The organism is Parablautia sp. Marseille-Q6255, assembly GCF_951230155.1.
GTDB lineage: Bacteria > Bacillota > Clostridia > Lachnospirales > Lachnospiraceae > Choladousia.
The window spans coordinates 135,548-147,714 of sequence record NZ_CATNVD010000009.1 but is presented as its reverse complement, the minus strand read 5'-3'; the positions used below and the strand labels follow the sequence as shown (position 1 = coordinate 147,714).

Sequence of the window (12,167 nt, the reverse complement as noted above, 5' to 3'; positions counted from 1 at the left end):
TCATTCTACCATATACGATTGGATTTTCATAATGCAAATCCGGTATTGACAATCCTATATTTATCATCATATTTTGACGAAGAGTATGGTATACTCTATACATATTTTCCATACTCAGGGAATACAGGAGGACAGATATGACAAGCAGGCAGTTGGAAATTTTTTTGAGACTATCCCGAAATCTCAATTTTGCTAAAACAGCAAGCGAAATGTACATGACTCAGTCAACCGTCAGCCGTGAAATACAATTGCTGGAAAAAGAATTAGGTCTTTCTTTATTTGACCGCAATCCGAAATATGTAAAGCTTACTCCCAAAGGACAACAGCTAAGTGTCAGCCTTTTGCCTTTATTAAATTCGATTAAAAATACGCTGTCCTGTATTCAACAGCCGCACTCCTGCTACACCAGCTGCCTGCGCATCGGCTTTTACCACAGAGCCAGCATTCTGAAAATTCCTGAAGTTTTAAAGGAATTTCACAAACTGTATCCCAGCGTGCAGCCAGAACTGCATCAGGGCAATCTGAATCAACTCAACGCCTTGTTTGCCTCCGAATATCTTGATGTGGTATTTGGAATGAAAAATGCCTTTACCCCTTGCAAAAACAGTAGGATACAGGAATTATACAGAGGATATTTGTGTGTCTGCGTCCCGGTCTGTCACCCGTTAGCTGACAGAACAATGCTGTCATTTTCTGATTTGAATGGTCACGATATTCTCATTCTGGATCGCTCCTCCGTTCAGGCAGAGCTGTCTTATATTATGAATTTAATTAAGGAAAAATGCCCGAACAGTCAATTTTTCTACTGCTCCAATGTAGAAGAACAGGAAGTATATCTTTCTGCCGGAATCGGAGTCGTGCTTTCGGTACAGTACTCTTTTATCCCTAACAAACAATTTATTCAGATTCCCTTTTTAGATCCCTCTATCAACCGTAATCCAAGTGATCTGAACTACGCAGTCATGTGGAGAAAAACCGAGGAGTGCAATCATGCGGAAGAATTTGTGCGCATGGCTGTTGCTAAATATCAGGCATCACAATAAATGCTGCCGGATGCGCGTATTAAAAGAGGATGCTGCAAAATCTGCCCGCCCTTTTGCGGATCAGTATTTTACAGCATCCTCTTTCTCACCAAAGTATAATATAAATCAGCGTCAGACAGATTCCGATACACACGAGCAGCAGTCCAAATGACAGGCTCCGGCCGATGATCATGTGATTTTCCTTGATCGCATCGTTTTTCAGCGCCAGGATGTGCACATAATCACGGTGCAGCGGATCCTTTCTGCGCCAGGTCCGGTTTGCCAGCTCCTGCCACAGATTCATCAGGCGGCCCGCCATCTCAGTCACCAGATTTCCTTCCGGGCGCTCGTGAGGGATCGGGCTGTCGCGGTAGATCGTTTTGCGCAGTCCCACGACAAGCAGATCCACACATGTATCTGCAATCCTGCATACCACCTCGAGCACTGCCGGAATATACTTAAAAAATACCGGTCGATAAATTGTGTTCTCAAGATCGAGCCAGGACGGCCAGCGGTCTGCATATCGGTACACCGTCTGCACATCGCCCGCAGCCTGTTTTCCGGTACCGCGTGTCCCGGTCTGCGCTGCAGCTGCATCGGTACAGATAACCTCTGCCGGACGCATCAGCACCCTGCGGATAAACAGCAGATACACAACCGCTCCGATGACAATAGAAATGACCGCCCCGGAAAGATTCGTCATGCTGAAATAATGTACTGCATGTCCTGCCTCCTCAAGGTGCATAAAGCCCTGCGCCATCTGTGCCGCGCGGTCCATAATGCCATACGGCGCTGCTCCCCAGACGAGCAGTACCAGTGCGCTGCCCCCCAGTGCAAGTGTGCTCTGTGGATTCATATAATGCTTCATCGCATCATACTGCTCCTGCCTTTTCACATCTTCATTTTGCTCTACAAAGATCGCGACAAACAGCTTTGTCATATATGCGATGGTAAGCCCGCCGGAAAACAGGAAGATATATTCGACGGTCCGCATTGCCCAGCCTCCGCCAAACTCCACAATACTCTCATGCAGCAGTGTTTTGCTGATATATCCGCCAAGCAGAGGAATCCCGCCGATCGCAAGCGCTCCGATCAAAAAGATGACCTTCAGGAGCGGCTTTTTCCGTCCGAAGCCCCGGATCTTGTTCAGATCGAGCGCATGTACATTCATAAAGATCACACCTGCCGCCATAAAAAGCACGAGCTTGATCAGGGAGTGATTCACCATGTGCAGGAACGTGCCGTGGACAGCCAGTGCATTTTCTGCGCCGAGCAGCCCCTGCATACCTGCGCCGACCATGATAAAACCAATCTGTGACATGGAAGAGCAGGCAAGTGTTCGTTTCAGGTCAACAGAAAATACTGCAAGCAAAGCGCCGCCAAGCATCGTCACTACTCCCAGCGCAAGAATCACACGCCCCCATGCCACATCATGCAAAAACAGATCGCTGCATGTCACAAGGATGCCGAAAATACCGGTCTTTGTCAGGATGCCGGAAAGCAGCGCTGACGCCGGAGCCGGAGCTACCGGATGCGCCTTCGGCAGCCAGATATGCAGCGGGAACGCTCCCGCCTTTGCTCCAAACCCTACGAGCAGACAGCCGCCTGCCGCATAGAGCACCGTTTTGTCCGGGTATCCGGACGCCGCCTGCCACAGCCCGCTGATCGTGACCGTCCCCAGCTCATGATACAGAATAAAAATCCCCATCAGCATGACGAGTCCGCCAAATACTGCCACAGTCAGATATGTTGCCGCCGCGCGAAGCGCCGCATGGCTCTCCTCCTGCGCGACCCATACATAAGAGGTAAAGGACATGATCTCAAAGAAAATAAAGGTCGTATACAGGTCAGCAGACAGGAACACGCCCATGGTTGCCGAGAGTGTCAGCAGCAAAAATCCATAAAATCTGCTGCTGTTCCTGTGATGCGCCATATATTCACCAGACAGCACTGTCGCCATCATCCACATAAAGGACGCGATCACCACATAGATCAGACGGAACCCGTCCATGGTAAAATGAAGTCCAAAGCCGCAGATACCAGGCACACTGCCTGCAAGGAGGGAGCCTCCATCCGAAAGTCCCTTTCCCGCTGCTTCTCCTGCCGCTGCGCCGTATTTTACAAACAGAAGGGCGGTAAGCGCAAACTCACTGATCACGATGACATTCGCCAGTATATTGCGCGCCTTCTCGTTTTTTTGTCCGACCGCCCAGACGAGGAGCCCGCCGAGAAACGGATAAAACACAAGTATTGCAAGAACCATTTCTTTCATCTTCTCTCCTCCCCTTTCTACATCAGGGCTGCGATCGATCCCAGCGCTGAGATGACCGGAGCGCTGTGGAGTCCGAATACGAACATCACAACCACAAATATCGTAAGCGGCAGAAGCATCATCCAGTTCGGATCTTCGGCATCACTTACTGTACTATAGTCAAAATCCTTTCCCGGGAAAAATGCCCGGACAGAAATCGTCAGCATATAGACTGCCGTCAGCAGAGCAGAAACAAGGAGCGCCCCCACGCCGACATAGGCAAGCACATTTTCGCTGGCGATCGCCGCCTTTGCCAGATTCCATTTGCTGATAAAGCCGCACAGCCCCGGCACACCCATGAGCGCCAGTGCAGAGACAGTAAAGATCCCAAAGGTACGCGGCATCTTTCTCCCCAGACCATCCAGCTCATAAATATAATTTCGCCCGGTCTTGTAGATTACTGCGCCTGCGCAGAAGAATGAGCAGATCTTCATCACTGCATGGAAGATCATATGCGCAAGCGCTCCGATCAGTCCGAGCGGCGTCATCAGCACAACGCCAAACAGGATGTAGGAAAGATTGCTGACGGTTGACCATGCAAGTCTTCGCTTCAGATGCGTCTCTTTGAGCGCCCGGCTGCATCCATACAGGATCGTAAAGATCACAAGCGCCATGACCACATACTGCGCCCACGTGCCGCGCAGGAATTCTGTACCAAAGCTGTAGTACGTCACGCGCATCACGGTGAAAGCTCCTGACTTTACGACAGCTACTGCATGGAGCAGAGCTGTGACCGGAGTCGGCGCCACACCTGCCCTGGGCAGCCATCCGGAAAAAGGAAACATCGCCGCCTTCACACTGAAGCCGCAAAAGCACAGCACATATACAACAAGCAGACGGTTTGCGCGGTCTCCAAGCTTGGCAATATCAAGCACGCCTCCGGGGACGAAGTTTGCTGTCGTGCCGTAGCTTAAGATAAATACCAGCCCGATAAACGCAAAGGCAGCGCCTCCCAGAGAATAGTACAGGTAAGACCGGCTCGCCAGTATCGCCTCACGGCTTAAAGTATGCATGATCAGCGGGAGTGTCATCAGCGTAAGCATCTCATAGAAGCAGTACATCGTCACAATATCCTCTGCAAATGCAATGCCCAGCGTCACGCCATACGTCATCGTATAAAACATAAAAAAGATCTTCTCATGTCCTTCATGCTTCATATATTCAAACGCATACAGCGAAGCCAAAGGCCACAGCAGAGAAACAATCCCCGCAAACACCGTTCCCAGCCCGTCCAGCTGGAAGCTCAGGGAAAGATTCCCGGTAAAACGCAGCAGCACGCACGCCTCCTGCGGCTGCGTAAATAAAAGCCCCAGCACGAGCGCCGAATTAAGCAGTACGACTGCCTCAATATAAATCATCATCTGCCGTCTGTTCCGAAACGGAAGCAGTGGAAGTACGCCTCCCATCACGATCGGGAACAGAACAGCTACTGCCAGAAAATATGGTTGCATCGCTTCTCCTCCTTTACATGACTGCTTCCGCTATCTTACTCACAAATGAGATCAGCGGATTTGGAAACACACCGAGTAACAATGTAAGCGCTGCCAGCACTGCGAGCGGCACCAGCATACCTGCCGGAGCGTCGCCGGATGTCTGCGCCACACAGTTTCCGCCATCCCGCTCCGTGCGTACTGCCGTATCCTCTGCGCTCATACCGCGCCAGGATGCACCCGGGAAAAATCCCCGCATCACCACCGGAAGCAGATACCCCGCGGTAAGCAGCGCTGATACAAGCAGCACCACAGGACCGATCCAGCGAAATGCTCCGACCGGCGCTTCCAGCGCTCCCTGCGCAAGATACCATTTGCTGATAAATCCGCTGGCAGGCGGGATACCGATCAGCGCAAGCGATGCAAACGTATAGCACCACAGCGTTCCCGGCATCTGCTTTCCGATCCCGGTAAGCTCATCTGCCCTTGTCTTGCCGCAGCCAAAAATAAAGATACCGGCAGTTAAAAACAGGGCTGCCTTGATAAATGCATGAAATACGACATGCAGGAGCGCCCCTGACATCGCCGTCGGCGTCAGCAGCGCAAGGCCGAACAAAATATACGAGATCTGGCTGACCGTAGAATAAGCAAGCCGCTTTTTGAGAACCGGCTCCCGGTACGCGAGCATGGAGCCCATAAATACCGTCAGCAGCGCAAGCGTCATCCACACGGTCTGCACCCATGTCCCGCGCAGAAAATCCGGTCCTACGACGTAGTAAACTGTACGTATCGCAGCGAGCACGCCGCATTTTACGATCACTCCCGAAAATACGGCGGACGCCGGAGACGGAGCTACCGGATGCGCAGTCGGAAGCCACGCGTGCAGCGGAAACATGCCTGCCTTTGCGCCGAATCCAAGCAGCATCACGAACACTGCGACAAGCAGTACTCCCTCATGTCCGGCTGCGCGCGTCATATCAAGCGTCCCGCCCGCCGTAAAGGTCAGCGTATCCGTATACTGATACAGGAAATAGATCCCGAACAGTCCCATATATGCCCCGCACATAGAATAAAATAAATATTTGAGCGCTGCCATGATCGCCTCACGCGAGCCATTGTGAAGCACCATCGGCATAGACGCAAGCGTCATCAGCTCATAGAACAGATACATCGTCACAAGATTTCCGGCAAATGACAGCGCGATGAGCACACTGTACACGATCAGATAAAATCCAAAAAACCGTTTTTCTTCTCCCTCATGGCGCATATATACGCAGGAATAGATCCCTACCGCCACCCACACGATGCTGATCACTGTCACAAACAGACGGCCGATCTCATCAATGCGGAAATAGACCGGAATATCCTTCATCAGATAAAACAACGTCACCTCATGCTCTCCGCTCCACGCAGCCAAAAGCGCCAGAACGGCTGACACACTCAGCACGCCGCATACAGCCAGATGCAGACGGCGAAGCGAAGCAGCGTCCGGCTGCGGTCTGCCCTTCCATTTTGATACGGCAGAGGAGCCAAGCATACAGGCCCCAGCAAGCACCGGCAGCAATACCGGAAGCAATATCCAACCACTCATACCTTCTCCTCCTATGCAAACATGGCGAGCCCGTCGCCAAACAGTCTTACCATCGGCTCAGACCACAGTCCCAGGAACAGGTTCAGCACGATAAAGCAGACCAGCGCAGCCGACTTTGCAGGCTGATCCGCCATTGTCACACTGTGGAAATCCTTCTGTACCAGCACCTTCTTCTTCTCCGGTGTATAGATACGGATCACAGTCTTCATGAAGTAGACTGCATTGAGGATCGTACTCAGCGCCAGGGCTACCAGCGTCAGCAGCATCTTATTTCCGCTTTCCACGCCTGCCTGCGCAAAGAGCAGCTTTGAGGTAAAGCCGGAAAACATCGGAAAACCGACCATCGACAGCGAGCCGACTGTGAATGCGATACCGGCAAGCTTATTTCGGAATCCCGCGCCCGTCAGGTCAAAGAAATCCGTGCTGTCCCCGGACGCCTGCGTAAGCCCGGACGCCGCAACAAACAGAAGAGACTTCGTTGCCGCATGAGCAACAATATGGTAAACGCTTGCGATCGAACCAATCTGGGAGCCCAGTCCCAGACCCATGTAAATGTAGCCGATCTGAGCCACAGAGGAGAACGCGATCATCCTCCTGATGTTATTTTCCTTGATCGCCGCAACAGATCCCATGATCATACCGATAATACCGAATACAAACAGTACGTTGATGACTTTGCTGTCCATGATCACATCAAAGCCGACCACACGGTAGAAGATCTTCACCAGAAGAAATACGTATCCCTTTGACACGAGTGAAGAGAGGATCGCCGCCGAGGACAGCGTCGAATAACCGTATGCGTCCGGCAGCCATGCATGGAACGGATACAGCGCGCTCTTGATCGCAAGGCCGACAGAGATCAGACAGATAGAGACAAGCAGCGGGACATGGTACTCTCCGGTCTGCTTCAGGACCCGGACAGATTCCTGTATATTGCTCATCAGCAGATGCCCGGTCAGATCATATAAAAAGCACAGTCCGAGCAGAAAAAGGCCGGAGCCCAAAAGGCTCATGATCATATACCGCGTCGCTGCCTCGATCGTCCGTCCATTCTGACGGATCATGATCAGTCCGCACGCCGCGATTGTATTGATCTCCACAAACACATATGCCGTAAACAGGTCGTTCGTATAGATCAGGGCAAGCAAAGAGCACAGCAGCAGATTCACCATGACATAATACAGGTTCATCTTGGACTCCTCGATCTCAAGCTCACGTTCCCGGCTTCCTCCGATCATACAGAGAAACATGATCACGCAGAAAAACACTGCCATAGACGCTTCCAGTACGCCGACCCGGATCTCATTTCCCCAGGGAGCAGGGAAATGTCCCATCATATATACATACGGCTCTCCGGTAGAGAGCACAAACGCAAGCACTGCAGCAGACATGGCTCCGACTGCCCCGATCACAGCGAGATTTACCCATTTTGCTTTTTTCCCGCTTAAAATAGAGGAAAGCGGCCCTGCAAACAGAGACAGCAAAATGGAAATAAAGGGAAGGTTCTGTACAAACGCCATCACAGTCCCTCCTTCTTCAGCTGCGTTGTGATCTTGTCAAGATCCAGCGTGTGATAGCGGCGGTACAGGCGGACAGTCAGAGAAAGCATCAGCGCTGTTACAGAGACCGATACCACGATGCCGGTCAGAACGAGACCGCTTGGGATCGGATTGATATATGCCTCCACACTCTGTATGCCGTCCACAACGATCGGAGCCTTCCGCCCCGCTATGTACCCCTTTAATGCAAGGAACAGATACATCGCTGTATCCATAATATTAAATCCGATGATCTTCTTGATCAGGTTTTTCTGGAGAAGCAGATTGGAAAATCCGATCCCGAACAGGATCATCGCGACAGCCTCTTCATAATTATTCATCAGATTCGCAAAATCCATCTCAATATCCTCCCTTTCTGAACATAGCATAAAACGTATACATAGTCCCTGCCACAACAACACCGACACAGATGTTCAGCACAAGGATCAGGCCGCTGCTCAGGATCGCTCCCGGCGTCCCCAGCGGTATCACGCTTTCGATGTGGTTCGCACCAGTGTAAAAGGAATAGCATTTGGAAAATGTATAGCATGCAAGCGCTGTGAAACTGAGCTTTTTGTAGGTAGATGCCCGGAAAAAGCGCTCCGTCTTCTCAAATCCGAACGCATTGAGGTACAGGATCAGACCCGCGCCGATGATCGCACCTCCTGAAAATCCACCTCCAGGTCCCAGATGCCCGCAAAGGATCACATAAATACCAAAGATCACGATCGGCGGCACAAGGATCTTTGCGACTGTCTGCAGGATCACATCATCCTTCGGCTCATACAGAAAATCCTGCTCCTCCTCTGCCGGTTCCCCGTCCTTTCGCTTTTTCTCATCGCGCCGCAGAAGGATCAGCACCGTACAGGTCGCTACAAAGAGTACATGAGATTCTCCCAGCGTATCAAACGCGCGGTAATCCAGGATCATGCCTGTAACGATATTTACCGCCCCCGTCTCCTGAAGCCCGCTTTCAATATAACGTGCAGAGACTTCATTGTTCGCCGGCTTGTCCGCACTGCCGATCGTCGGAAGATATGAGACAGCGATCAGGAGCATCAGCACAAGAAATACGCAAAACAGGATCGAAAATACCCGGTATATTTTCCGGAAAATACGGATCTCCGCATTGCGTTCGGTATCATAGACACGCTCAACGGCACGCGCCTTCTCCTTTTCCCGCTTTTTGCGCTGCTTATGAGTTTCCTCATACGGTTTTTGAGGTTTCATCTCGACTTCGCCCAGATACAGATCCTTTGAGCCGTCAAGCCACTGCTTTAATCGATAGGAACGCGTCTTCTCATACTGTTCCTGTGGAATCTTTCTGCTCATCCTTCTCCTCTTCCTCCTCTTTCTCTTCCCGCTTATCTGTTTTTATCATCGCATGGATCTTTTTCAGCGTCAGGAAAAACAGCAGGCTCGTGATGCCTGCTCCTACCGCCGCCTCTGTGATCGCCAGATCAGGCGACTCAAGCAGGATCCAGATGATCGACATGATCAGACTGTATGACATAAAGATCAGGACTGAATTCAGCAGATTTTTAGAAAGGCTTACAGAAACTGCACAGATAACCAGAAATCCCAGCAAAATATATGTAAATACCTGCATGTCACGCCTCCTCTTCCTTCTCGCTGTCTGTATCACCAAAAGCGCTCTCATCGCCCTGCGTGCGCTCCTGTGATGCGGCATGCGCATGTGCTTCTCTGATCGTCATATTCATGTAATGCTCATGAGGCTCTTCATCGGTCGTCACCTCGAGACGTGCGATCAGATGAGAAGAAACCGGAGATGCAAACCACAAAAACACAATGACGAGAAACAGCTTCAGGGAAGTGAAATTAAAGCCGTTCATCACGATCAATCCCATCAGAGAAAACCCGATGCCAAGCGTGTCTCCCATCGCTGCCGCGTGCATCCGGTTTAATACATATTTAAAGCGGAATACGCCGATCATTTCAATCGCAAATATCACCAGACCGAAAAGGAGCAGAAAAGCTCCCGCAAAAAAACGAATCCATTCAATTACTGTCATCTGTATGCTCCTCCTCCATCTTTTTGCGCCGGTATACCCCCATATATACCTTTGTCAGGACAATGACAGCCAGAAAGCTGATCATTGCATAAATCAGACAGATATCCGCCAGATATCCTTCTTCCAGCATCAGCGCGAGGATCGCGATAATAACCATGACCATCGTACCCATCATATTGACCGCGACAATGCGGTCCGCGATCCGCGGCCCGATGATTGCCCGGATCAGACACAGGATCATCATCACCGCCAGAAAAATAAGCGCTGCTGTAAACAGTATCTCATACGCCTGTGAAAGCCCTGGTATCCCTTTGCTCATAGCTCTTCCTCCATATCCTTTAACAGCTGTGTGAAAACAGAATCGTCAATGCCGACTGCCAGACTTTCATCCAGACAATGCACCAGATACTCTTCCCCTTCCAGGCTGACTGTGATCGTTCCCGGCGTAAGAGTGATCGCATTGGCCAAAAACGCTCTTCCTGTCGCTGTTTTCATATCAGAGCGAAAGCTCACAAGTGCAGGCTCGATCTCCTCACGCTCAGAGAGGATCATATGCATGACTGCAAAATTCGCTTTGACGATCTCCTTTACAAGTACCAGACAGTAGCGGATAAACGGAAGGCTCCGCTTCAAAACCTGTTTTTCCTTCGCAATGCTGTAGTCCATAAACTTACATATAAATGCAAACATGGCTGCTGAGATCGCCACGCCAAACAGACAGATCTCCAGCGTGATCGTTCCGTTAAAGATCACCCACAGCGCAAAAAACAAAAGAAACATTTTTACACCTCCAAATACAAAGCAGGAACCGCTCCCGCTCTTTTACACCGCCAGCGCATCATACAGCGCACGGATCGCTTTTTCAAAATCCTGATTTGACACGCCGACCGTACAGTTGATCTCATTTGATCCCATGTCGATCATCTTGATATTGACGCCGGCCTCGCCAAGCGCCGTAAAAAATTTTGCCGCAATACCGCTGACGGAACGCATTCCCTTCCCCACGACTGTGACAAGCGCCATATCCTCATCTACACTGATCTTATCCGGGGCCAGAAGACGCTCCAGCGACGCCATGACTGCTTCGCGCTTCTCCTGATAGACATCCCTTGGCAGGATCACGCAGATCGTGTCAATCCCCGACGGCATATGCTCAAATACGATATGATTCTCATCAAACGCCTCCAGCAGGCGTTTGCAGAAGCCCACCTGGGCGTTCATCCTGTTCTTGGCGATGCTGACCGCTACGAAATTCCGTTTTCCCGCAATCCCGGTGATCGGCACCTCATCCTCCGGATCGATCCTGCTGCAGATCAGCGTCCCCTTCTCCTCCGGATGATTTGTATTGCGGATATGTATGGAGATCCCTTCCCGGCGTACCGGAAAGACGGCTTCCTCATGCAGGACCGTCGCGCCGCGGTAGGACAGCTCACGAAGCTCTGAGTACGTCATAATATCAATCTTTTTCGGATGATCAACGATCCCCGGATCCGTCAGCAAAAAACCGGACACATCCGTCCAGTTCTCATACAGGTCGGCACATACGGCCCGCGCCACGAGCGCTCCCGTCACATCAGACCCGCCGCGGGAAAACGTATGGATATTTCCCGCATCATCCGCCCCGTAAAAGCCCGGGATCACTGCCCTCTCAATATTGACAAGCCGGTCGGCGAGGAAAAAGTTCGTCCGCTCATCCTCAAAGTTTCCATTGCGGTCAAAACGGATCACCTCCGCCGCATCTACAAACTCATATCCCAGAAAGGCTGCCAGAAGGATCCCATTGAGATATTCTCCGCGTGAGGCGGCGTATTTCTCCCCCGCCCCGCTGATAAATGCCTGCTCCATCATCTGAAACTCCTTATCCAGTGAAACAGACAGCTCCAGTTCATCAATGATCTCCTGATATCTCGCTTTGATCTTATCAAGCACCGGGCGGTACTCCTCTTTGCGGCTCGCCCTGCCATAGCATTCATATAAAAGATCTGTTACTTTCTCATCGCTGCGGTCCCGCTTTCCCGGTGCTGACGGGACTATGTATCTTCTGTCCGGGTTCCTGCGCAGGATGTCCTTCACCTTTTTGAACTGTCCCGCATCTGCAAGAGAGCTTCCCCCGAATTTTGCCACGATTGTCTGCTCTTTTCCCATTCTTTCTCTCCTGTTTTCTAAATATTCCACCCTAAATCATACCATCACTTTGGCAAATATCCAACTGTTTTTTACAAAAACCAGGCCTTCCCTTCCT

The 12,167-nt window shown here is 51.0% G+C and carries 12 protein-coding genes; 1 reads left to right on the top strand and 11 read right to left on the bottom strand.

Annotated elements, in window-relative coordinates; genetic code table 11:
• Positions 1-137: 137 nt before the first annotated feature.
• Positions 138-1,043, top strand: a complete 906-nt coding sequence (locus QOX44_RS08470) for a LysR family transcriptional regulator (protein ID WP_283682628.1) — start codon at positions 138-140, stop codon at positions 1,041-1,043.
• A gap of 85 nt (positions 1,044-1,128) precedes the next feature.
• Here the strand turns inward: QOX44_RS08470 and QOX44_RS08465 are convergent, their stop codons facing one another.
• From QOX44_RS08465 to QOX44_RS08415, 11 genes are read right to left on the bottom strand one after another with little or no spacing between them, the layout of a single operon-like run.
• Entirely contained in the window at positions 1,129-3,294 is a 2,166-nt protein-coding gene (locus QOX44_RS08465) for a complex I subunit 5 family protein (protein WP_283682627.1), read from the bottom strand.
• Positions 3,295-3,311: 17 nt separating this feature from the next.
• Entirely contained in the window at positions 3,312-4,784 is a 1,473-nt protein-coding gene (locus tag QOX44_RS08460; RefSeq protein ID WP_283682626.1) for a complex I subunit 5 family protein, read from the bottom strand.
• Positions 4,785-4,797: 13 nt separating this feature from the next.
• Positions 4,798-6,354 carry a complex I subunit 5 family protein gene (locus QOX44_RS08455; protein ID WP_283682624.1) on the bottom strand — a complete coding sequence of 519 codons (1,557 nt, stop codon included), beginning with the start codon at positions 6,352-6,354 and terminating at the stop codon, positions 4,798-4,800.
• Positions 6,355-6,365: 11 nt separating this feature from the next.
• Positions 6,366-7,874, bottom strand: coding sequence for a complex I subunit 5 family protein (locus tag QOX44_RS08450; protein WP_283682623.1), 1,509 nt, complete (start codon positions 7,872-7,874; stop codon positions 6,366-6,368).
• A complete protein-coding gene (locus tag QOX44_RS08445; protein WP_283682622.1) occupies positions 7,874-8,251 on the bottom strand; it encodes a sodium:proton antiporter in 378 nt (125 codons plus the stop codon). The genes QOX44_RS08450 and QOX44_RS08445 overlap by 1 nt, the downstream gene beginning before the upstream one ends.
• A 1-nt stretch (position 8,252) precedes the next feature.
• Complete coding sequence (gene mbhE / locus QOX44_RS08440; protein ID WP_283682620.1) at positions 8,253-9,224, bottom strand: hydrogen gas-evolving membrane-bound hydrogenase subunit E; 972 nt, start codon at positions 9,222-9,224, stop codon at positions 8,253-8,255.
• A complete protein-coding gene (locus QOX44_RS08435; RefSeq protein ID WP_283682619.1) occupies positions 9,193-9,501 on the bottom strand; it encodes a hydrogenase subunit MbhD domain-containing protein in 309 nt (102 codons plus the stop codon). Before QOX44_RS08435 ends, mbhE begins: the two co-directional genes overlap by 32 nt.
• Position 9,502: 1 nt before the next feature.
• Positions 9,503-9,925, bottom strand: coding sequence for a cation:proton antiporter (locus QOX44_RS08430; RefSeq protein WP_283682618.1), 423 nt, complete (start codon positions 9,923-9,925; stop codon positions 9,503-9,505).
• Positions 9,912-10,244, bottom strand: a complete 333-nt coding sequence (locus tag QOX44_RS08425) for a monovalent cation/H+ antiporter complex subunit F (RefSeq protein ID WP_283682617.1) — start codon at positions 10,242-10,244, stop codon at positions 9,912-9,914. Before QOX44_RS08425 ends, QOX44_RS08430 begins: the two co-directional genes overlap by 14 nt.
• The gene (locus QOX44_RS08420; RefSeq protein ID WP_283682616.1) at positions 10,241-10,705 is read right to left on the bottom strand and encodes a Na+/H+ antiporter subunit E; all 465 of its coding nucleotides are present in this window, start codon (positions 10,703-10,705) and stop codon (positions 10,241-10,243) included. Before QOX44_RS08420 ends, QOX44_RS08425 begins: the two co-directional genes overlap by 4 nt.
• Before the next feature lie 42 nt (positions 10,706-10,747).
• Complete coding sequence (locus tag QOX44_RS08415) at positions 10,748-12,070, bottom strand: aspartate kinase (protein WP_283682614.1); 1,323 nt, start codon at positions 12,068-12,070, stop codon at positions 10,748-10,750.
• Positions 12,071-12,167 lie beyond the last annotated feature (97 nt).